At 73.7% G+C, this 22675-nt stretch carries 16 protein-coding genes; 9 read left to right on the top strand and 7 right to left on the bottom strand.

The window, feature by feature from the left end:
- The first annotated feature begins 2 nt into the window (after nt 1-2).
- Nucleotides 3-1304: a citrate synthase gene (locus ACIBI9_RS07485; RefSeq protein ID WP_397221106.1), complete on the top strand. Its 1302-nt coding sequence runs from the start codon at nt 3-5 to the stop codon at nt 1302-1304.
- Here the strand turns inward: ACIBI9_RS07485 and ACIBI9_RS07480 are convergent.
- The 3 genes from ACIBI9_RS07480 to ACIBI9_RS07470 are packed head-to-tail and all read right to left on the bottom strand — an operon-like array spanning nt 1297 to nt 8189.
- Complete coding sequence (locus ACIBI9_RS07480; protein WP_397221105.1) at nt 1297-4962, bottom strand: chromosome partitioning protein ParA; 3666 nt, start codon at nt 4960-4962, stop codon at nt 1297-1299. The genes ACIBI9_RS07485 and ACIBI9_RS07480 overlap by 8 nt on opposite strands.
- Nucleotides 4963-4995: 33 nt before the next feature.
- On the bottom strand, nt 4996-6993 hold the full coding sequence (locus tag ACIBI9_RS07475; RefSeq protein ID WP_397221104.1) for a hypothetical protein: 1998 nt from the start codon (nt 6991-6993) through the stop codon (nt 4996-4998).
- Nucleotides 6993-8189, bottom strand: a complete 1197-nt coding sequence (locus ACIBI9_RS07470; protein WP_397221103.1) for a hypothetical protein — start codon at nt 8187-8189, stop codon at nt 6993-6995. Before ACIBI9_RS07470 ends, ACIBI9_RS07475 begins: the two co-directional genes overlap by 1 nt.
- A gap of 214 nt (nt 8190-8403) precedes the next feature.
- On the opposite strand from ACIBI9_RS07470, the gene ACIBI9_RS07465 reads away from it, so the two are divergent.
- The 8 genes from ACIBI9_RS07465 to ACIBI9_RS07430 all read left to right on the top strand — a co-directional run bounded on the left by ACIBI9_RS07465 (nt 8404) and on the right by ACIBI9_RS07430 (nt 18990).
- Nucleotides 8404-10494, top strand: coding sequence for a hypothetical protein (locus ACIBI9_RS07465; RefSeq protein ID WP_397221102.1), 2091 nt, complete (start codon nt 8404-8406; stop codon nt 10492-10494).
- 15 nt (nt 10495-10509) lie between these two features.
- Complete coding sequence (locus ACIBI9_RS07460; protein WP_397221100.1) at nt 10510-11559, top strand: AAA family ATPase; 1050 nt, start codon at nt 10510-10512, stop codon at nt 11557-11559.
- On the top strand, nt 11560-12678 hold the full coding sequence (locus ACIBI9_RS07455; RefSeq protein ID WP_397221099.1) for a DUF58 domain-containing protein: 1119 nt from the start codon (nt 11560-11562) through the stop codon (nt 12676-12678).
- 218 nt (nt 12679-12896) lie between these two features.
- Nucleotides 12897-14987, top strand: a complete 2091-nt coding sequence (locus tag ACIBI9_RS07450) for a DUF3488 and transglutaminase-like domain-containing protein (RefSeq protein ID WP_397221098.1) — start codon at nt 12897-12899, stop codon at nt 14985-14987.
- Between the two features lie 17 nt (nt 14988-15004).
- On the top strand, nt 15005-15970 hold the full coding sequence (locus tag ACIBI9_RS07445; protein WP_397221097.1) for a winged helix DNA-binding domain-containing protein: 966 nt from the start codon (nt 15005-15007) through the stop codon (nt 15968-15970).
- A 58-nt stretch (nt 15971-16028) separates the two neighbouring features.
- Nucleotides 16029-16640, top strand: a complete 612-nt coding sequence (locus ACIBI9_RS07440) for an RNA polymerase sigma factor (protein WP_397221096.1) — start codon at nt 16029-16031, stop codon at nt 16638-16640.
- Nucleotides 16633-17382, top strand: coding sequence for a hypothetical protein (locus tag ACIBI9_RS07435; RefSeq protein WP_397221095.1), 750 nt, complete (start codon nt 16633-16635; stop codon nt 17380-17382). Before ACIBI9_RS07440 ends, ACIBI9_RS07435 begins: the two co-directional genes overlap by 8 nt.
- A gap of 54 nt (nt 17383-17436) precedes the next feature.
- Nucleotides 17437-18990 (top strand): heparinase II/III family protein, encoded by a 1554-nt coding sequence (locus ACIBI9_RS07430; protein ID WP_397221094.1) that lies wholly within the window; start codon nt 17437-17439, stop codon nt 18988-18990.
- On the opposite strand, the gene ACIBI9_RS07425 is transcribed toward ACIBI9_RS07430, so the two are convergent.
- The 4 genes from ACIBI9_RS07425 to ACIBI9_RS07410 are packed head-to-tail and all read right to left on the bottom strand — an operon-like array spanning nt 18963 to nt 22674.
- Nucleotides 18963-20057, bottom strand: coding sequence for an FAD-dependent monooxygenase (locus ACIBI9_RS07425; RefSeq protein WP_397221093.1), 1095 nt, complete (start codon nt 20055-20057; stop codon nt 18963-18965). The genes ACIBI9_RS07430 and ACIBI9_RS07425 overlap by 28 nt on opposite strands.
- A 49-nt stretch (nt 20058-20106) precedes the next feature.
- Complete coding sequence (locus ACIBI9_RS07420) at nt 20107-20778, bottom strand: maleylpyruvate isomerase family mycothiol-dependent enzyme (protein ID WP_397221092.1); 672 nt, start codon at nt 20776-20778, stop codon at nt 20107-20109.
- Nucleotides 20771-21595, bottom strand: a complete 825-nt coding sequence (locus ACIBI9_RS07415; protein ID WP_397221091.1) for a fumarylacetoacetate hydrolase family protein — start codon at nt 21593-21595, stop codon at nt 20771-20773. The genes ACIBI9_RS07420 and ACIBI9_RS07415 overlap by 8 nt, the downstream gene beginning before the upstream one ends.
- Nucleotides 21592-22674, bottom strand: a complete 1083-nt coding sequence (locus ACIBI9_RS07410; protein ID WP_397221090.1) for a cupin domain-containing protein — start codon at nt 22672-22674, stop codon at nt 21592-21594. The genes ACIBI9_RS07415 and ACIBI9_RS07410 overlap by 4 nt, the downstream gene beginning before the upstream one ends.
- Between the last annotated feature and the right edge of the window lies 1 nt (nt 22675).

Genomic DNA, 22675 nt, shown 5'->3' with positions numbered 1-22675 from the left:
ACGTGGAGTGGATCGACGCGGCCACGGCGTCCGAGCGTCTCGGCGTCAAACCGGCCACGCTGTACGCGTACGTGAGCCGTGGGGTGCTGCAGCGGCGGCACAGCGAGGACGGGCGGCGCAGCCTCTTCTCGGCGGAGGAGATCGAGCGCCTCGCCCGCCGCGGCCGCCCCCGGAGCCAGCCGCCTGAGCTCGTCATCGAGTCGGCCATCACAGCCCTGGGCGTGGACCGGCCCCACTACCGGGGGATCGACGCGCTCGGGCTGGCGCTCACCAGCGACTTCGAAACGGTCGCCGCCTGGCTCTGGACCGCCGACCCCTCCCTCTGGCACCCCTCACCCCCTCCCCCCTCCACCACCCCGCCGCACCCGCCCGCCACGTCGGCGGATCCCCGCCCGTCCGCCGCGCCCGCCCACCAAAGGGACCCGCAGCCGCCCGCTACGCCGGAGCCGTGGCGGTGCGAGGACGATGCGTTGCGGGCGGCCGTGACCGCACAGCGCGGCCTCCCCGACGACCTCCTGCCCCTCGACCGCCTACAGGTGATCACCACGGTCCTGGGCGCCTCAGACTCCCTGCGCTACCAGCTCGACCCCGTCTCCGTAGCCGCGACCGGCCGCCGCATGATCGCGGGCCTCGTCGACGCGCTTCCGCAGCTCAGCGAGCCCCAGGGCGACTCGATCGCCGAGCGGCTCTGGTCCCGCCTGTGCCCGCGCCCCGCCACCCCCGGGCTCCTGAACGCCGTCCAGGCCGCCCTGGTCCTGCTCGCCGACCACGAGCTCGCCGCCTCCACCCTGGCCGCCAGGGTCGCCGCCTCCGCCAAGGCCGACCCGTACGCCGTCGTGCTGACCGGGCTCGGCGTGCTGGGCGGGCCGCTGCACGGCGGCGCGTCGTACGGCGCCGAACGCCTGCTCGCCGAGGTCGCCGAGCCGCGCCAGGCCGCCCGGGCGATCGCCGAGCGGGTACGCCGCGGCGAGCGCATCCCCGGCTTCGGCCACAGCGTCTACAAGAACGGCGACGCGCGCGGCGCCCTCCTGCTCGACCTGGTCAAGGAGGCGGCACCGGGGCACGACCGGATCACCGCCGGGGTCGCCGTGCTGGAGGAGATGCGCAGGCGCCGCCTCCCGGAGCGCAACGTCGACTTCGCCCTCGCCACCCTCACCGCCGTCAGCGGCATGGTGAGCGGCGCGGGCGAGGCCATCTTCGCGGTGGCCAGGGTGGCGGGGTGGCTGGCGCACGCGATGGAGGAGTACGACCGAGGCGCCCTCCTCCGCCTGCGCGCCTCCTACACGGGCCCGCCCGTCAAGTGAGCGCCGCCGCCGTCCTGTCGACGTAGACGGCCAGGGCGCGCACCCGTTCGGCGTGCTGGTCGTGCCCGACGATCACCGGCGGCTCGTTGTACGGCATCGCGTCCGACGAGCGCCGCAGCTTGATGTACTGCCCGCAGGCGTCGATCGCGTACGGCTCCATGTCGTCCTGCAGCGCCCCGATCACCGTGATCCCGTACGTCTCCCCGATCCGCCTGAAGAGCGAGACCGCCTCCCTGCGGTGCTCCTTGCCCAGGTTGCGGCCGAGTTCGTCGAGCACCAGGCACAGGTGGCCGCCTCCGGACGAGGCGATGGCCGCCGCGCACACCAGCTTGACGGCCTTCTCGTCCATGAGCGCGGTGTTGGCCCGCCGGTTGTACGGCACGAACCCCTGCCCCTCGCCGCGCCGCCACTTCGGAGTCACCCGCCACTGCCAGCGCTGCTCGGGATCGGCCGGCGCGGGCGGCACCGGGAACTCCAGCGTCGCCCCGTAACCCCCGTACGACGTGTCGAGCTTCTCGAACTCCTCGGCCACCCGCGTCAGCCGCGCCTTGATCGCCGCCGTCAGCGCCGCCCGGTGCACGGCCGTCGACTGCGCCGCCTCCTCGGCACCTCTGGCCGCCGCCGACAGGTCGCGCTGCCGGGAGACGACCTGCGCCTCGATCTGGCGGCGCTGGTGCCGTTCGTACTCCTCCTGGCCCCTCAGATAGGAGGCCAGCGCCCCGCACACCGCCGCGAACGTCGCCTGCTCCCGCGCCGTGCTCCCGCCCCGCTCGCTCAGCAGGAACTGCAGCTCCTCGGGAATCTCCGCGTCCTCCTCCGGGAACGTGTCGCGCAAGGCCTGGTCGAAGTGGCGTTCGGCGACCCGCCACCACTCCTCGGCCGCCCTCGGCCGCTCCTCCTCGGGCAGCGCGTTCAGCCATTCGCGGGCCGTCTCGACCGTGCCGCCCCAGTCGGCGGCCAGCGCGTCGAGCTTGAGCGACTCGCGCTCGGCGACGACCTTGGCCTCCTGATCGCGGGCCTGCGTTCGCTCGCTCTCGTGCCGGTGCCGCCGCCCCTCCAGGCGTTCGATCTCCATGTCCCTGGTCCTGGCCCGGAAGTCCAGCGCCCCGGTGTGCCGCTCGGCCTCGGCCACCTTCGGCGCCAGCTCGCCGATCGCCGCGTTCAGCTCGGTCAGCCTGGCCCGCCGCTCGCCCAGCTTCGCCTCCAGCTCGGCCAGGCGCACCCCGGCCCTGGCCCCTTCCAGCCGCCGCTGCGCCTCCGCGACGTCCTCTTCTCCATCGCGTACGGCCTGCGCCGCCGTCTCCTGGACGTCCTTGGCCCGGTTGAGCCGCAGCTCGGCGGCCTTGATCCGGGCCTCCCGCCCGGTCGCCACCCCGTCGAACGCCCCCACGACGCTCACCCCGGCCGAGCTGACCAGCACGGACCCAGGCAACTCGGCCAGGGCGGCAGCGGCGTCGTCGAGCTGCGCGGCATCGACGATCACCGCATGCTCATTCGGCCACCCCCGCAAATCCCCCAACGCCACCCCGGCCAACCGCCCACCGGAACCACTCATCGCACCGCGCCCAGCGCCCTCCACACCGCCACTCGCCGCGCCGGTCTCCCGGACGCCACTCGCCGACCCTCGTCCAGCGCCTTGCGCCGTACCAGCGTCTTGCGCGGTGCCGATGCCTTGCGTGGCGCCGGTACCTTGTCCGTCGCCGTCGCCAGCCGTTTCGCTTCCGGCGCCCTGCGCGACCACCTCACCCGGACCGCCCCCGGGCGTCTTCCCGTAGCGTGCTTTGAGGGCAGCGCCGAGCGCCTCGGCATCGCCCGCCCCAGAAGCAGCTCCAGGCGCTCCAGGCGTCGCTCCGGTCGCTCCAGGTGTGGCTCCGGTCGTCCCAAAGGTGGCCCCAGCCGCCCCAGGAGTGGCCAAGGTCGCTCCGGTCGCCCCGCGTAGTGCCCGACCTCCGCCGGAGGACTGGGCCGGGGGCGTGTGGGAGGCGTCGCGGGCCTGCTCGGCCACGTCGAGCGCGTCCAGCAGGCCGGTGGCGCCGATGCCCGCCGCCGCCAGCGCGTTGAGCTGGGCCGCCGCCGGACCGCCCTCGGCGTCGTCCAGCGCCGCCTGCGCCGAGGACACCTCCTGGTCGGCCACCCCGAGCGCCTTGAGCGCCTCGTTCAGCCGCAGCCGGACCTCCCGCAGCTCCCGCTCCGCCGTGGGCACGTCACGCCCGTCAGCGAACCTGCGCGTCTCCTCCAGCGCCGGGATCAGGCCGCGTAGCTCGTCGGCGGAGTTTTCCGCCACCGCACGGTCGGCGTCCAGCTTGGCCGCCCGCGCCTGCAGCGCCGCCAGCTCCTTGCGGGCCTGCGAGACCTGCCTGTCGAGGGTGTCCTCCCGCAGCGTGCCGATCTCCGCCTTGACCATGGCGATCGCCTCTGCCGCCGCCTCACCGGCCGCGTGGTGCCGTTCCAGGTCGGCGGCCAGCGCCTCGTCCTTGCCCGCCGCGTCGGCCAGCTTGCGCGCCTGCCTGCCGCGCCAGCACCGCAGCGCGTCCGCCAACCGGATCCTCGCCTGATCACGCCGGTCGAACGTGGTCAGCAGCGCCTTCGACTCCGTCTCGAACTCCGCCAGCCGTTCGGCCGCCTGCGCGGCGCGCACCCGCTTGGCGTGCTCGTCGCGGCGGGCCTCCCGCTCCTGCTCCAGCTCGGCGTCGAGGCCGGTGAGGGCCGCGATGGCCTCGAAGACGCGTTCGGGCGAGATCTCGTTGAGCGGCTGGGAGAGCAGGTTCGTGGCCACCTTGCTGCGTACGGACGTGGACAGGAACGACACGCACCTGATCCGGTCGCCGTAGAGCACCTTGGTGAGGTCGCGCGCAACCACGTCGCGCCGCCCGGCCGACTTCGGCAGGGACGCCCAGATCTCGTCGGCCCGGGCCACCCGCTCGGCCTCGGACGGGGAGGCCGCCAGATGCACCCCTTCCCGCCACCGGATCTCCAGGTGCGGCGCCTCCTGGTTGACCTTGAGCCACACGGTGAGCGCCCCGCCCGAGGTGTCGGGCACCTCGAACAGCTCCCCACTCAGCTCAGCCCCGGCCACCTGACTCTCAAGCACAAACTCCCCGCCGCCGCCACCGGCGACGCCCCCGCCCCCTGCGACGGTCGCGCCACGCGTGGCCGCTCCGTCGCCCGCCACACCGGTCGACGCCGCGCCGCCCTGGGCCGCGGTGCCAGCTTGGGCGCGCTCCGACGCGGCACCGTCCGCCGCGCCTGCCGGAACATCGACTGCCGCCTCCGCCGCGTCGTACGGGGCGAAGCCGTTCATTCCGGGCGGGCCGAAGACGCCCACGATGTAGCCGTGGTCGGCGCTCGCCCACTGGCGGGACCCGGCGCCGCTGGCCAGTTCGGCGTTGAAGAGCAGCTCCGACACCGCCTTGGCGCCCGAGGCGAAGCGCCACTGCTCATCCCCGAGCAATGCCGTGATCGAGGCGATGAACGACGACTTGCCCGCGCCGTTGGAGTCCTTGGGCCCGGCGCCCGCCACGACGATGAGCGTGCCGGGGACGGTGGGCACCGGATGGGTCGAGAGCCGCGAAATGTTGACCGCCTGAACAGCGATCAGCACCCGGTCCCCGACGACGTTCTCCACCTGCGACACCTGTAACCCCCGTAGTCCTTCCATCTGTCATGACGCTGAATTCGTGTGCCGTTGAGGTCACTTCGCCGATCTTCGGGCGCGTACGGCGGACGCCAGCGGCGTGTTGGGCCCGGCCGCCAGGATCAGCTCCTCCTGCAACCGCCGCCGAGCCGCCGGAGTGAGCCGGTGGAACTGCGGCCCCGGCACGTAACCGCCCGCCTCCTCACCGGCCTTGACCTGCCCAAGCAGCCCGGCGTGCCGCAACACCCGCAACGCCGCCTCCAGCTCGCCGATCGGCAGCTGGGTGTGGCGGCGCAGCTCGTCCACCGGCGTGGGATGCGGCGACAACCACGAGTCCTCGGGCAACAGCCCCTCGGCCCTCGGGATGGCGACGGAGTGCACCAGGACGAGCGTCAGCACGGCCCGCTCGCTCACCCCCAACCGCGCGCCCGCCGGGACCGCGGACCGACCGGCAGGACCCACCGCCCGCGCGGCCACCGGCTCGCCACCGCCCGCCCGATCGACGCCCTCGCCCGCCTCCCCGACGACAGCCGCGCCCGTGGGGGAGAGGCTCTCCACCGCAGCCGAGCCGGCACCCTCAGAAGCCCCGTGCGCGGCTTCGCGCGGGACCTCGTGTGCGGCTTCACGCCCGCCGTCGTGCGCGGTCTTGCGTGGAGCCTCGTGTGGGCCGTCGTGCGCGGCCTCGTGTGCGGCTTTGGGCGGGACTTCGTGTGCGGCTTTGTGCGGGGTAATGGTCGCGGGCGTCGTGAGGGCGGCGGCTTGGGTGTCGTCGTAGCCGGAGGTCCAGCGGTCGCGGTGCTGGATCAGCGTACGGCCGCGCCTGGCCAGCATCTCGCTCAGCGTGTGGCGCAGTGCCGGGTCGCGCAGGGCGGCGAAGCGCACCTCCTGCACCGGCTCGGCGGCGTGCTCCACCACCATGAACGCCGCCACCAGCTCCGCCCGCCGCCGCTCGTCATAAGCCCCCAGCAGATCGTCGAACTCCGCGGATCCGCCCTCGACCCGCCCCCCGAGCCCCGCCTCCGGGTCGGGGACGGTCTCGGCCGGGTGGGCGGCGGCCACGATGTCGGCGTCGCCGACCACGGTGAGCTCGGGACGTTCGGGCTCGGGCAGGCGGCGGACCAGCTCTTGCAACTGCGCGTGCGACTCGACCGGCCACAGCGCGCAGCGCGGGCCGAGGGTGACCACGCCGTCGTCCACGACGATCCACGCCGAGTCGTGCAGGCGCCGCATCGCGCCGATCGCCCAGTTGCGCATCAGGTCGTCGGTGCGGCCGATCAGCGCCCGGTACGTGTCGAGCACCAGCTCCACGGGCGCGGGCTCGCCCGGCCATGGGTCCACGGACAGGTCGGGCCAGCAGCACTTGAGCACCGCCGCCAGCACCCGCCTGGTCTCGCCGGACCGCTCCACCGGAACGGGGGCCACCTGGTACTCCTCCAGCAGCGAAGGCGTCACCCCGTCGGGCCACACCGGCAGGGCCTGCCCGGTGGAGTCGGGCCGCGTCAGCCGCACCATGCCCGGCGGCGCGGGCTCCCCGGCCGCCAGCCACAGCGGCCCGCCCGACCGCACCCGCACATGCGCGGCCGGCCCGTCAAGGGCACCCGCCAGAGCCCGCGCCTTCGCGACGCCCTTCGAACGAGCCCCCGCACGGGCGCCGTCCTGGTCAGCGCCCATCGAGCGCTCGCGCACCGGCGTGCCCGCCTGCTCGGCTCCCGGCGCAGGCGAGCCGACTCCCGTCCTTTGGCCATCGGTCTCACGAGGGGTGGTCGAGCGGGGGCCAGCTTCAGCGTCGGCCCGGGTGGCCGCCTCCAGGGTGGGCGGTGCCTCCGAGGTGTGCGGTGCCGGGGCCGGTCGGTCGGCGGGCAGGGCCTCAGCCCACACCGCCGAGGCGTCGCCCGCCGAGAGCGCAGGCGCGTCGGGCGCGGACGCTTCCGCACGGTCGGGCTCCGCACGGCCGGCTTCCGTGCGGGTGAGCTCCGTGCTGGCGGGCTCCGAGCGGTTGGGCTCCAGGTGCTCGGCTTCTGGGTGAGCGGGGTCCGGGTGGTTTGGGGTGGGCATCAGGTGCGCTCCAAGTAGCCCTGGGAGAGCCAGGCCGGCTCGCGGTCCGGGTCGATCGAGAGCCCGTCGGACCACTTCAGCCGGTAAGGCAGCTCAGGCCGCAGGTCCACGGTCGTCAGGTCGGCGAGCACGCGTCGCGCCGAGGGCCAGTCGGAGCCCAGCACGTCGGCCAGCGCCACCCGCGAGGCGTCGCCCAGCAGCGACTCCGCCACCTCCCTCAGCCGCTCCATGGCCGCGCTGAGCGAGGTGTCGAGCGAGTCGCCGGGACCGGGGTCGGGGAGGTTGGAGCGCGGGGGAGTGGGCTGGGCGGGAGCGGGGCGCGGGGCCTCGTCCACGGCGCGGGCGATGGCGGCCGGATCGTGCCAGGGTGCGGGCACGTCGAACACGAACCCGTCGAGCACCCCCGCCAGCTGCTCCCGCGACGCGGTCTGCGAGAACGTGCGCCACGTCTCCGTGGGCAGCAACGTCAGGTTGCGGGTGGTGCCCGCCGAGTCGGCCAGGCGTCCGGCGGCGCGGCGGGAGGCGTCGCTGTAGGAGTAGATGGCCGCCCGCAGGTCGGTGCAGACCCGGTCGAGCTCCGGCCACCGCGTCAGGATGGTGCCGTGCAGCCCCTGCGCGCGCCGGGCGATCTCCTCGGTGCCCCAGAGCTTGGGCGCCTGCTCGCGCAGCTCCTCGATGGTGCCCATGGTGAGCGTGATCAGCTCCAGCGCCCACAGCCGGAACGCCCGCGCCAGGTTGACCGCGCTCTGCCTGGCCTCCTCCATCGTGGTGCGGGGGTCGGCGACGTTGAGGTCTTCGAGCGCCAGCAGCCGGTGCATCTCCGACTGCCCGCCGTCGGACATCATCCGCCGGATGAACATCAGCCCGACCACGCTCGTGAACGAGGCCCGGTAACGCAGCTGGTTGGGCTTGGGGAACACCTCGCGGATGGCCCCGAGCCCCTTGAGCACCCGCAGCCGGTTGTCGAACTGGTCGCCCGGATAGGCCCGGCACGCGAAGCGCATCTGCTCGTGCGTCAGCCACTCCTCGCCCGCCTCCGCGAACGCCGAGAACAGCGTCTCGGCGATGTCGACCAGGGCAGGGTCGTCGACGACCGCGCCGCTGTCGCGCGCCAGCGCGGCGAACATCCGGCGGTAGGTCGACAGGACCGCCTCGTCGGTGAGGACGGCGTCGAGGGTCAGGGGCTGTTCGGACACGGGCACTAAGGTACGGCTTCGCGCCGACAGTCTCGGCACACCACAACCACCTCACGAGCCCTACCAGCCGGTACATACGCACAAGCGACCGGTGAGCGCTAGTGTGATGCCCGATAATACGGGGGCAAACGCTCTGTAATCGTACATACGGGGTGAGTTACGCGTGCAGTTGCGCATGCTCCGAGGGGATCGAACCACGGCCGTGATCGCGGGCGTGGCCGCCGTGGTTATGGTGGCCGCGGCGGCGTGGTTCGGCGTGGGCGTGTCCAGCGCCAACCCGAAGCTGGCCGACGTGGGCGCCTGGCTCTGGACGCGGGCCAAGGGCAAGATCGTGCACGTCAACGGCCTGTCCGGCGAGGTCGACGGCTATCTCGACGACAAGGCCGGCCGGCAACTGCGCGTCGTGCAGGACGGCGGGAACGTGCTGCTCGTCGACGACGCCACCGGCTACGTCAGCCGCATCGACCCCAGCCAGCTCAAGGTCTCCCAGACCCGCGACCTCGGCGCGGCAGGGCTCCAGCTCGCGGTGTCCGGCGACACCGGGTACGCGGTGGACCCGGCGTCCGGCAAGGTCCAGCGGATCGACCCGGCCACGCTCAACGCCGTCGGCGCCCCGATCACCCTCCCTGGACCGCTCGGCGCGGCCCGCATCGACGGCGGCGGCCGGCTGTGGGTCCCCGTGACCGCGAAGGGCCAGGTCGTACCGGTGTCAAACGGCGCCGCGGCGAGCCCGCTCAAGGTCGGCGAGCCGGGCGAGGAGCTGGCGGTCACGATCGCCGGCGGCCTGCCCGTCGTGGTCAACAGCCGGGCCGCCACCGCCACGGTCATCGGCGCGGACGGCGGCGTCGGCGAGATCACCCTGCCCAAGGGCGTGGCCCAGGCCGCCAAGGGCGGCGCGCTCACCCCCGCCACGACCGAGGGCCCGCTGGTCCCGATCCTGACGCCCGGCGGCTCGGGGCTGCTCGTGGTGATCGACACCTCGTCCAACTCGGTGCTGAGCACCAAGTTCGAGTCGGACGACCCCGCCAAGCTCGGGGTGCCGCAGGTGCTCGGCACCAAGGTGTACGTGCCCGACCAGGGCAAGGGCTCCCTCATCGTCTGGGACAGCGCGGCCGGCGGCCGGCCCACCACGCTCCAGGTGACCCAGGCGCCCGGCCCGGTGGACGTGTTCGTCAAGGACGGCCTGCTCTGGGCCAACGACGAGAACGGCGACAAGGCGGTCGTCATCGACCCCGAGGGCCGCAAGCACGACGTCGACAAGGACGACTCCGACGTACCGGGGCCGACCAGCACGCCCAAGCCCAAGCAGACGCCGCGCCCGGACCCGTCCAAGACGGACACCCGGCCCGACCCCGTACCGACGAGGACCGAGCCGCGTCCCACGCAGACCCGTGAGGCCGAGCCGACCCGCGAGGCCGAGCCCACGCCGACCCCGAGCCGCGGACCCACCAGATCGCCCACGCCGACCCCGTCGGCGAGCGCGCCGTCCGCGCCCGGCGCCGTCAGCGCCAGGTCCGGGCCCGGCAAGGTGACGGTGACCTTCAGCCCGTCCACCGGCGGCAAGGTCGAGCGGTACACGCTGAAGACCTCGTCCGGCGCCGGCCGGTCCGTGCCGCAGTCGGTGGACGCGAACGGGCCGTTCCAGTTCGAGTTCACGGGCGGGGACTGCGCGAACGAGTACACGTTCGTGGTGGTCGCGCACTGGGCGGGCGGCGAGGTCGAGTCGCAGCCCAGCGCCGGGGCCAAGCCCTGCGTGGCGCCCGGCTCGCCGACCGGCTTCACCGCCAAGGCCAAGAACCGGGGCGCCGAGCTGAGCTGGAGCGCCCCCGCGAACGCCGACGACGGCGTCACGTACGAGCTGACCGGCGCGGCGACCGACAACGGCATCAAGGGCACGTCGTTCACGGTGGACGGGCTGAAGAACAACCAGAAGCACGCGTTCAAGCTCAAGGCCAAGAACGCGGCGGGGGAGAGCCCGGACGTGGCCACGACCGAGGTGGACCTGGCCTACCCGAGGCAGCAGTACAAGAACAAGAACAACGACCAGACCAACACCCTGATCCGGCCCGCTCCCGCCAAGAACGGCACCGACAACGTCGGCAAGATCCCGCAGGGCCAGTACATCACGGTGACCGTGATCTGCCAGGTCAAGGGCCAATCTGTCACCGAGTCGCAAGACGGCAGCACGAGTGACATTTGGAACAAAGTTGAAACGCAGTACGGAAACGGGTGGCTCAGCGACACTCTGGTGGCGACTCCGGACGGCGGCTTCCCCGAGGGGCCGCTCTTCGAGTGCACCGACTGAGGGAGGGGGGCTCAGTTGACCCAGTACAACTACCAGGACCAGTTCGAGCAGACCGCGCAGCCGTACCAGCAGCAGGGGCTTGAGCAGTCCTACCAGCAGCAGCCGCAGCAGAGCGCGCAGCTGGCCGGGCAGTTCGCGCAGCGCTTCCAGTTGCTCGCCGGCAACATCGAGCGCATCATCCGGGGCAAGCACGAGGCGATCGAGCTGGCGCTGATCTGCCTGTTCTCGGAGGGACACCTGCTCATCGAGGACGTGCCCGGCACCGGCAAGACCACGCTGGCCAGGTCGCTCGCGGCCAGCGTGGACGCGGAGTGGCGGCGCATCCAGTTCACTCCCGACCTGCTGCCCAGCGACATCACCGGCGTGTCGATCTTCAACCAGGCGCACCAGAAGTTCGAGTTCCACCACGGGCCCGTCTTCGCGAACATCGTGCTCGCCGACGAGATCAACCGCGCCTCGCCGAAGACCCAGGCCGCGCTGCTGGAGGTCATGGAGGAGCGCCGGGTCACGGTGGACGCGGAGCCGCATCCGGTGCCCAGGCCCTTCCTGGTGGTGGCCACGCAGAACCCGGTCGACATGGACGGCACGTACCCGCTGCCCGAGGCCCAGCTCGACCGCTTCCTGATGAAGATCTCCGTCGGCTACCCCGACCACGTCTCCGAGGTCGAGGTGCTCAAGGGCATGCCGACGGGGCCGCAGGTCGAGCGGCTGCCGGTGGTGGCGCGGTCGTCGGACGTGGCCGGGATGATCGACTTCGCCTCCCGGATCCACGTGGCCGACGCCGTGTACGACTACATCGTCGCGCTGTGCTCGGCCACCCGTACCAGCCCTCACCTGCGGCTCGGGGCCAGCCCCCGGGGCAGCCTGGCGTTGCTGCGCGCGGCCAGGGTCAAGGCCGCCGCGGCCGGGCGGCACTACGTCGTGCCGGAGGACGTGAAGGCGCTGGCCGTGCCCGTGCTGGCGCACCGGCTGATCCTCACGCCCGAGGCCGAGCTGCGCGAGGTCACCGCCGCGGCCGCGCTCGGCGAGATCCTCGCCGGGATGCCGGTGCCGCAGGCGGCGTAGGTGCGAACCCCGCCACCGGCTCCCTGGCAGCGGCTCACCACTGTGCTGACCCCGCTGGGCTGGGGGACCTTCGCCGGGTCCCTCGCGCTGTACGCGGCGGGGTTCGCGCTCGGTTACCCCGAGCCCGTCGTGCTCGCCACCGGCGGCCTGCTCGCGCTGGCCGCCGCGCTCGCGTGGACCGCCCCCAGGCCCAGGCTGGAGGTGCGGCGCGAGGTCACGCCCCTGAAGGTGCCGCGCGGGGACGCCGCCGTCGCCGTCCTGAACGTGACCAACCTCGGCCGCCGGGGCCTGTCCGGCCTGCGCGCCCAGGACCGGATCGGTACGGCGGAGCACACCGTCGACCTGCCCAGGCTGCCGAAGGGGGCCGTCCGCACGGTGTCGTACCCGCTGCCGACGGACGCCCGCGGCGAGATCCCGGTGGGGCCGCTGCTGCTCGTCCGGGCCGACCCGTTCGGGCTCACGCGCCGCGTCAGATCGTACGGTTCGCCCGTCACCCTCCTGGTACGGCCCCGCACGGTCGCCCTCCCCGTCCCCCCGTCCGGCCGGGCCCACCACCTGGAGGGCCCCACCAGCGACAACGCCCCCAGCGGCACGGTCACCTTCCACACCCTCCGCGAGTACGTCGTCGGCGACGACCTGCGCCACGTCCACTGGCGGTCGAGCGCCCGCACCGGGACCCTCATGGTCCGCCAGCTCATCGACGCCAGCCTGCCCACCACCACCGTCGTCCTGGACACCCGAGACCTCACGGAGCTGGCCGTGGACGCCGCCGCCTCGGTCGCGCTCGCCGCCGCCACGGCGGGCTTCCCTGTGCGCCTCGTCACCGGCGACGGCCCCGTACCGGACGCCAAGGACCCTGAGACGGTGCTGGACCGCCTGGCCCTGGTACGGACGGGCACGGGCGGCGTCACGGAGCCGATGCGCCTGGCCCGGGGCGGCGGCTCCCTGGTCCTGGTCACGCCGGACCCCGCGGAGGCGGGACGGGTCGCGGGGGTGCGCCGCCGCTTCGACCGCGTCATCTGCGTCTACGTCGGCCCTGGGGCGGTCGCGGTCCCCGGGGTGTCGGTCCTGCCGATCGGCTCCCTGGACGCGCTCCCGCTCGCATGGGGGCCCCGATGACCACCCCGTCCCCCAGGAGCGGCGGCCGGCACGGGCGCACGTCGGGCGCTGCAACGCCTGGCGGGGCGGCGGCGGCCGGAGCCCAGGGGGGTGGGGGACGCCCGGGCGGTGCGCCCGCGGGTTGGGCGGTCAGTGCGCCGTCAGCGGCTGCGGCCGGTGGGGTGTCGGCGAGCGGTGGCGGCCTGAGATCGTCCCGGGCGGGGCGGCGTGGCGATGGGGTGCGCGGGCGTGCCGACGGTGAGGGCGTGTCGCGGGCGGGCGGGGCGCTGTGGCGGCGGATGGCGGGGCTGGTGCTGGTGGCGGCCGTCGCCGGGACGGCCGGGTGGGGGTTCCACCGGGTGTTCCCCGGCACCGAGCTGCTGACCGCCGTGATCCCCGCCGCCACCGCCCCCGCCGCCGTCGCCGCGATCCTCGGCAGGCGCCCCCTCTGGCTCGCCCTGGTCCTGGACGTCGTCCTCTGGTTCGCCGGCACCGTGCTCCTCTACAAGGCCCCGAACCCAGGTGTGTTCGCCGACGTGGCGAACTCGTGGCACGCCCTGCTCACCACCCTCCTCCCCGCCCAGCCCGAGCCGCAGCTCCTCGTCCTCGTCCACACCCTCGTCTGGGCGGCCGCCGTCATCGGCGCCGAGACGCTGGCCCGCACCCGCACCAGGATCGCCGCCGCCGTCCCGGCCCTGGTCGTCTACGGCACGGCGCTCCTGCTGGGCGTGGACGGCGAAGGTTCGAACCTCCCCGTGGCGGGCGCGCTGTTCGTGCTGATCGCCGCGCTGGCGCTGCTGCGCGACGACCGTCCCCCGATCTGGCTACTGGCCGGATTGCCGGCCGCCGCCGCGCTGGCCGCGCTGGCGCTGGTCGTGGGCCCGCTGCTGCCCATCGCGGCGCAGCCGTACAACCCGCGGCAGGACGCCGACCTCCCTCCCCCGCGACGCGTCGACAGCGTCAGCCCGCTGGACCGGGTCTCGGCGTGGCTGCAGATCCCCGACAGGGAGCTGTTCACCGTCAAGGCCGACAAACCGCTCAACTGGCGGCTGGCCGTGCTCGACCGGTACGACGGCGTCCGATGGACCTCCGGGGCCCGGTTCCAGCCCACCGGCGGCCGGGTGCCCGAGGCGGACTGGACGGGCAGTGCGGACGTCGTCCATCAGAAGGTGACGTTCGACGGGCTCCCGGGCACCTGGCTGCCCGCGGCCGAGCGGCCCGAGCGGGTCAGCGGCGTACGGGGGCTGGTGGTGGACCCCGAGAGCGGCGCGCTGCTGGCCGGCGCCAAGCCCGCCAAGGGGTTCAGCTACGAGGTGACCTCGAAGGTGGCCCGCCCGTCCAAGCAGGAGCTGCTCGACGCCACGCCTGTCGGCGACCCGGCCCTGACCGCGTTCCCTGCCGGGCCGCAGCAGCGGCTGTTCCGCAAGCTCGCCCAGGAGGCCACCAAGGGCGCGACCTCGCCGATCACGCGGGCGTACCGGCTGCAGAAGTACCTGCGCACCAACGCCAGTTACGACGTCACCGCGCCCCCCGGACACTCGCTCAAGGGGCTGGAGTTCTTCCTGCAGACGACGCACCGGGGGACGTCGGAGCAGTTCGCGACCACGTTCGCGCTCATGGCCAGGACGCTCGGGCTGCCGTCGCGGGTGGTGGTGGGGTTCAGGCCGGGCGAGGAGTCCGGCGGGATTTATCGCGTTAAATCGGGTCACGTGATGGTGTGGGCGGAGATCAAGTTCGATCGGCTCGGCTGGCGGCCGTTCTACCCCACGCCGGGCCGCAGCGGAGCCAAGGACGACCACGACGTCGTGTCCTCGGCCATCGAGGAGAGCGAGGAACTGGAGGGCGAGTTCACCCAGGGCGGGAGCGACCGGCCGAAGACGTCGCAGCCGCAGGCCACGGGGAACGGCGAGGAGCCTTCGAACGGCCCGGCGATCTGGCTGATCGCGTCGGTGGCGGGCGGGGCGCTGCTGGTGGCGTACACCGGGGTGGTGGTGGCCCTGCCGTGGTGGCGCAGGCGGAAGCGCCGCCGGGCCGAGGGGCCCGAGCAGCGGGTGCTCGGCGCGTGGCGGCAGACCTGTGACGACCTGGGGTTGAGGGACCAGTACGCTCTGACGGCGGCGGACGTGGTCGCCAGGCAGGCAGACTCGGGGGATATTTCCACTCACATCCAGCCATTGGCCGAAATTTCGAATTTCGTCCGGTATGCCCCCGAGGCCGTCACCGAGGACGCCGCCGCCGCGGCATGGCGGCGCAGCGACGCCATCCGCAGAGCCGTACGCGCCCGAACCCCCCTGACCACCCGCCTGCGCAACCGCCTCCTCCTGAGATGACGGTGAGTATGAGAAGCATGGAGCCCCAGCTCCTGCACCGCCCCCCGGGCCTGACGGCGGGCGAGATCGTCGGACAGCTGGCGGCGATGCAGGCCCAGGACGTCCCCTCCGCCCTGCTCGCCTTCCGCGCCCGCTCCGCCACTCTCACCAGGCAGGACGTCGAGGCCGCGGTGACCTCCCGCGAGATCGTCAGAACCTGGGGCCCGCGCGGCACCCTCCACTTCGTGCACGCCGACGACCTCCCCTGGCTGCACGCCCTCACCGGCCGCGCCACGAACACCCTGCGCCGACTCCACGAGGAAGGCGTCACCGGCGACGACCTGCTCGGGCTCATCGCCGGCGCTCTCGAAGGCCAGGGCCCGCTCACCAAGGCCGACCTGGAGGAGCGCCTGGCGGGCCGGGCCACCGGCCAGGGCGTCGTGCACCTGGTGGGGCTGGCGGCGCACCACGGCCTGGCCGTGCTGGGCCCGCTCCGCGCGGGCAAGCCCACGTACGTGCACGCCGCCGACTGGCTGGGCGCCCCGATCACCCCCGAGCCCGACCGGGACCGCGCGCTCAAGGAGCTGGGCATCCGCTACCGCCGCGCCCACCACCCCGCCGAGCCCGAGGACCTGGCCGCCTGGTCGGGCCTGCCGCTCGGCGAGGCCCGCACGGCCTGGCGCCTGAGCGCCGACCAACCACCGCCGCCCGCCTTCGCCGATGAGGAGCCCGTGGCCCGCCTCGCGCCCGCCTTCGACGAGTACCTGATGGGCTGGCGCAGCCGCGACCCGATCCTGGCCGCCGAGCACGCCAGGAAGGTGTTCCCGGGGGGAGGGATCCTGCGGCCGGTCGTGCTGGTGGGCGGTGTGATCAGGGGCGTGTGGGGGCGGAAGGGCGCGAGGGTGAGCGTCCAGCCGTTCGACGAGCTGCCGGACGGCCTGCTCGACGCCGAGGTCGCCGACGTTCACCGTTTTCTGGCGCCGTTTTCTGGAATGAGGCCGTGAAAGCAAACCGGTGCATCGGGTGATAAGAGATGACCACTGATTCACCGGAAGGCAGCACATGACGGGGGAGACCATCGCGACGCCGGCGGCGTGGACGGCTCGCGCGCACGTCCACGGGGGGACGCGCAGCTCGCCGCCGAACGTTCTCGACGACGCCGACGGGTTCGCGGCGGTGTTCGACGCCCACTTCGGGGAGATCCACATCTACGTCGCCCAGCGGCTCGGCCCCGACCACGCCGAGGACGTCGTGGCCGAGACGTTCCTCACCGCGTTCCGCAAGCGGACCCAGTACGACCCGGCCCGCGCGAACGTGCGCGCCTGGCTGTACGGCATCGCCACGAACCTCATCGGCAAGCAGCGCCGCCTCGAAGCCCGCACCCTGCGCGCGCTCGGCCGCTGCGCCCCCGACCCCGAGTCCCCCGGGCACGAGGACTCGGTCGCCCGCCGCGTCAGCGCCCAGAGCCTGCGCCCCGAGCTGGCCGCCGCCCTCGCCGAGCTCGACCGCCGCGACCGCGACGTCCTGCTGCTCGTCGCGCTCGCCGGGCTGAGCCACGACGAGATCGCCACCGCGCTCGGCATCCCGTACGGCACCGTCGGCTCCCGCCTGAGCCGGGCCAGGAAGAAGCTGCGCGCCCTGCTCGGCGAGATCGAGGTGCTCGTCCATGGATGAGCTGGAGCGCATCAGAGAGCTGTACGGCCGGCCGCAGCCCGATGCGGACGCCCAGGCCAAGGTGTGGCGGCGGGTGACGGCGGCACGCAGGCGCAGGCGGCTGTCGTGGCTGGTGCTCCCCGCCGTGGCGATGGCCCTGGCGGCGGCGTTCGTGATCTACCAACCGGCCGCCTCCGGACGTTCCGTGCTGCTGGCGGCGGCCGGCACCGCCGCCTCCGGCCACGTTCCCGACGGGACCTACTGGCGCATCAAGAAGGTCCGGAACGGGTCCCAGGTGATCGAGCTCTGGGCGGCCAGGGACGGCCGGGCCTGGACCTCGGACCAGGGCCGGATCACGGCGGTCACGGGACGGTCGGCGTTCAGCATGGCGGGGCGCGACCTGACGTTCCAGCAGATCGAGAGCCTCCCCACGGACCCGGTCGCGCTCAGGGAGCGGGTGGCGGGCATGTTGCCGTCCAAGGATCTGCTCGCCGACGCGCTCAGCGGCCTGCTGTGGACCAAGCCGTCCCCGCCCGCCGTGCGCGCCGCCGCATACCGCGCGCTCGCCGACCTGCCCGAGGTCCGTTACCTGGGCGAGCGCCACCCCGGGGAGGCGTTCTCGTACATGCTGCCCGACGGCACCCAGCGCACGCTCGTCATCGACCCGGCGACCTCGCAGGTGCTCTCCTGCACCGACGACGGGCCGTCCCCGCGCACGGAGCGCGTGATCGAGGCGGGCTGGACCGACCGGGGTCCCCGCTAGAGCATTCCGACGCCGGCGCGTGGGTTTCGCGCGCCCTGAAACAGGAGCCCCGACGTGTTCTGGCGTACGACCTCGGGCAAAGCCATCTGCCTGAGCGACCAGTTTCCCTTGATCAAGGTGGAGGAGGTGATGAGCGGGCGGGTCGCGTTCGTCGGCCTGCCGCCGGTCGAGCTGGGCACGGACGTCGACTGGACCGCGAACCCGCACGGCAACCGCTCCTGGGCGCTGAACCTGCACACGCTGCGCTGGATGGGCCGCCTGGTCGCCGAGTACGAGCGCTCGGGCGAGCCCGCGTACCTCGACCGCGCGAGCACCCTGGCCGAGCACTGGATCCGCGAGAACCCGCGCCACGGCCGCGCGGTCAGCCCGTGGGCGTGGGCCGAGCACGCGGTCGCGTTACGCGCCCCCGCGCTCGTGTGCCTCAGCGAGCACGTACGAAGCCGGACACTCTGGGACAGCCTGGCCGAGCACGGGGAGATCCTGGCCGACTCGTCGCTCTACCGCGCGGGCCACAACCACGGCCTGGACCAGGACATCGGCTTGCTCGTCGTCGGCTGCCGGCTCGGCCGGGCGCGCTGGCGCGATCTGGCCATCCGCAGGATGACCGCCTCCGCCGAGCTGGCCGTCGACGCGCAGGGGGTGCTCCAGGAGCAGGCCCCCCGCTACGGCCTGTACGTGCACCGGCGGCTCGGCGTGGCGCTGCGGGCGATCGGCGAGAGCGGCGCCGAACCGCCCCAGCGGCTCATCGCCCGGCGGGCCGCGCTGGAGGCGTACGTGGCGCACGCCACCCAGCCCGACGGCCGCCTCGCCCCGATCGGCGACAGCCCGGCCGACGCCCGCGCCGACGGGTTCCCGCACGAGGGGCCGGTGGTGCGGGTGTTCGACGGTGGCTATGTCTTCGGCAGGACCGCCTGGGACGACCCGCGGTCCGCCTTCTACTCGATCAGGTTCGGGCCCGGCCGCCGGCTGCACGGGCACGAGGACCACCTCGGCGTCACCTACAGCGCCCAGGGCCGCCGGATCCTCGTCGAGGCCGGGTTCCACTCCTACGAGCGCACCGGGTACGTGGAGTGGACGCGCTCACCCGAGGCGCACAACGTGCCCGTCGTGGACGGGGTCTTCCGGCCGGGGAAGGCCACGCGGCTCGCCGGATCGTCCGTCGAGCCGTCGCGCCAGTCCTTCGAGCTGGCCGACGACGCCTACGGGGTGACCAGGACCCGGCGCGTCCTCGTCAACCACGGACCCGACCTGATGGCCGTGCACGACTCCGTCGCCGGCGGGACCCTGCGCAGCCTGTGGCACTTCGACCCGTCGCTGAAGGTGGTCTCCCAGGACGACGGCCGGGTGGTGCTCGGGGACGGGGAGTGGCGGGTGACGCTGCTGCAGTTCCCAGGGGTGGGGCAGGGGGTGCGGCCCGGGCTGGTCTCGACCGGTTACCTGCGGACCGCCGAGGTGGCGACCGTGGTGTCCCCCGCGGCCGCGGGCGTGCTGACCATGATCGTGCCGGGCGCGGCCGATCCGCGCGTGTCGGTCTCCGGCGACGCGCTGACCGTCCACACCCCGGACGGCCCCGTCACGCTTCACCCGCCGTACAGCCAGTCGACGTAGTCGTGGCCGGCCAGGTCCCTGGTCCGGAACAGCTCGTTGCGCAGCACCCGGGCCACGCCGTCCACGTGCCAGATGTCGCCCCACAGCCGCGCCGTGGTCTGCACGCGCGCCGTCCTCGGCACCCGGATCTCCTGGTACGCGGCCAGCGCCCGGTCCCAGTCGCCGGCCGCCGACTGCTCGGCCAGCTCGTGCGCGTCCTCGATGGCCTGGCAGGCGCCCTGGGCCAGGTACTGGAGCATGGGGTGGGCCGCGTCCCCCAGGAGGGCGAGCCTGCCTCGCACCCAGGTGCCGATGGGCGGGCGGTCGAGCATGGGCCAGTGGCGGTCGCGCCACAGGTACGGCAGGCCCTTGCCGATCGCGTCGCAGCAGCCGTCGAAGGCCGGGGCCAGGTCGCCGGGGCCGCGGAAGACGGCCACCTGGTTGAGCAGCTCGCCGCCGCGCAGGGCGTACTGGACGAAATGGCAGCCGGGGCCCAGGTACGCGACCACGTCGGAGATGTCGAAGTCCCCCGGAAGCGGACGCGTACCCCTATAGGCGACAAATCCGGAATCGTGGGGTTGGTCGGCGACGAGCTGCGCCCGCAGGACCGACTGCAGGCCGTCCGCCGCGACCACCACGTCTCCCTCGTGCACGTCGCCGTCCGCGCAATGGGCCCTGGCGCGTCCGGCGTCCACCCGCTCGACGTGCCGGCCGTTCAGGAGCTCCACGCCCGCGTCCGCGCAGGCCCGCAGCAGGACGGCGTGCAGGTCGCCGCGGTGCGCCACCACGTAGGGGCCGCCGTAGCGGCTCCTGAAGTCCTCGCCCAGGTCGAGATGGGTGAGCTCCTCGCCGGTCAGGGCGTCCCTGAAGACCAGCCGCCGGGGGAGCACGCCCCTCTCGATCACCTGGTCCAGCAGGCCCCAGCGGTGGAGCAGGCGGGTGGCGTTGGGGCCGAGCTGCAACCCGGCACCCACCTCGCCGAACTCGGCCGACCGCTCCAGCACCCGGACCGTCCGCCCGGCCCTCGCCTGCGCGAAGGCGGCCGCCAGCCCGCCGATGCCGCCTCCGACGACGACCACCTCGACCACGAGCCCTCCTCTCCGCTGACCACCTCGCCGCCCGCGCCCGGCCGCGCTTTCAGAGCCAGCGGCCGATGGCGGGGGCGGCGGGATCGGGGGCGGGGCCGCGCCCGGTGACCCAGGCGGCCAGCTCGGCGGCCGTCCCCCGCACCTCCGGCAGGCCGTCCACCCCGGGAGGCCAGGCGGTGGTGCGGTCGGTGGGGCGCAGGACCATCGCGGGTGCCTCGCCGCGCCGTGCCCACAGCGCCGTCACATCCGCGAGCAGCGCGTCCACCAGCTCGCCCGGCAGATCCTCGAACCGCCCGCCCAGGTCCACGCCGTGCACCCACACCTCGCGCGTCCGCATCCAGACCACCTCGGACGCGGGCACGAGCCGCCCCTGAGCGGTCCGCACCCGCGCGTCCCACTGGTCGCCGGACAGCTCGCCCAGGGCCTTGCGCAGCTCCTCGGACGTCTCACCGGCCAGGCTCTCCAGCGCGGCGGCGTCCAGCCGGGCGGCCAGGTCCTCGATCTCGGCGTCACGGGCCTCGGCCGAGGCGTACATCGGACGCTCCTCACCCGTACGCGCCCAATGCACCAGCCTGCCCAGAGCGCGGGCGTTCGCGGCGACGTGCGCCACCACGTGCCGTCCCGACCAGCCAGGCAGCCGGCTCGGCCGTCCGAGGTCGGCCCCGCGTACCTGTGCCTCGAAGTACGCGGTGCCGGCGTCCAGCCACCCCAGCTCAGGCATCGCGGCGTGCCACGTTGACCAGCTCGCCGAGGCCCGCGATCCGGGTCACGACCTTGCTCCCGTCGGCGAGGTACCGAGGAGGCTTGCGGGCGTGGCCGACGCCTCCGGGCGTGCCGGTGGCGATGACGTCCCCGGGCTGCAGCGTGATGATCCGCGACACGTACGAGATCAGCTCGGCCGGGCCGAACACCAGGTCGGACGTGTCCGTCTCCTGCACCACCTCGCCGTCCACCTCGCACTGCATGGTCATCGTCACGCCCTCCAGCTCGTCGGGGGTGACGAGGTACGGGCCGAACGGCGTGCTCGACTCGAAGGTCTTGCCCTGGAGCCACTGCAGCGTGCGGTACTGGTAGTCGCGGGCGGTCACGTCGTTGATCACGGAGTAGCCGGCGATGGAGGCCGCCGCCTGCTCGGGCGACACGTTCCTGGCCGCCGTGCCGACGATCACCGCCAGCTCGCCCTCCCAGTCGACGGCCTCGGAGACGGCGGGCAGCGCGATGTCGTCGTACGGCCCGACCAGCGCCTCGGCGAACTTGGCGAACAGCGTCGGATACTCCGGCAGCTCCCGCCCCATCTCCAGGATGTGGTTGCGGTAGTTGAGCCCCACGCAGACGATCTTCCCCGGCCTGGGCACGACGGGGGCGAGGTCGGCCGTGGACAGCGGGTGCCTGGCCCCGTCGGCGGCGGCCGCCACCTCCCGCCAGCCCGGGTCGGCCAGCAGCGCCCCGACGTCGGGCGCGCCGACCTCCACGGCGTGGTCGCCGTCGATCCTGGCGGCGGTCGTACGGTTCGGCAGCCGCAGCGTCGCGAGCCTCACGCGGACTCCTCTCGATATTGGTGCAGGCCCTCGAAAACGGGCGTGTCAGCGAAACGGAACAGGTCGAAACGGGTCTCGGCGCGGAACGACCACGCGCACCACGACGGCACCACGACGAGATCGCCGCGCGACAGCCGCCGCTCCTCGCCGTCGAGGGTCACGAACCCCTCACCGTCGAACACCTGGTACACCGACGACCCCACTTCCCTCCGCGCGGCCGTCGCGGTCCCGGCCCGCAGCCGGTGGAACTCGGCCCTGATCGTCGGCATGACGTCGCCACCGGTGGTGGGGTTGGTGTAGCGGACGGCGGCGTGGCCGGGCTCGACGGTCCCGGGATGGCCCTCGTCCTCCAGCGCCAGCTGCTCGTCCAGCGCCCGGTCGGTGTGCTCCCAGCGGTAGGCGGCGATCGGCGAGCTGGGCGTGGCCCGCAGCGCCGACACGGGACGCAGCCCCGGGTGCGCCCACAGCCGTTCCGAACGCGACACGCTCGGCGTCGTCGTGTCGGTGACCTGGTCGGGGCCGAACTCGAAGAACGAGGTGTCGGTGTAGTGCACGAGCGGGATGTCCAGCCCGTCGATCCAGGCCATGGGCGCGTCGGTGGTGTTGTGGTGCCCGTGGAAGTGCCAGCCGGGCGTCAGCAGGAAGTCGCCGCGCCGCATGGCGACCGGGTCGCCGTTCACGACGGTCCAGACGCCCTCGCCCTCGACGACGAAGCGGAAGGCGTTCTGGGTGTGGCGGTGCTCGGGGGCGACCTCGCGCGGCCCCAGGTACTGGATGGCCGCCCAGAGGGTCGGCGTCGCGTACGGCATCCCGCCCAGGCCGGGGTTGGCCAGCGCGATGGCCCGCCGCTCCCCGCCGCGCCCGACGGGCACCAGCTCGCCGGCCCGTTCGGCCAGCGGGTAGAGCGTCTTCCACTCCCACACGTGCGGCCGGGCCTTCGGCTTCGGGTGCTCCGGCATCAGGTCGCCGACCTGCGTCCACAACGGAATCAGGCCTTCCGCCGCGAAGTCGGCGTAGAGCCTCTCCTCTGGGTTCATGGAGCCCACGCTAGGAGTTGATTCTGCATACGGCACTAGCATT

This window comes from Nonomuraea sp. NPDC050451 (genome assembly GCF_044458585.1).
The sequence above is the reverse complement of the archived record's forward strand: the minus strand, read 5'-3'. Positions and strand labels throughout refer to the sequence as shown.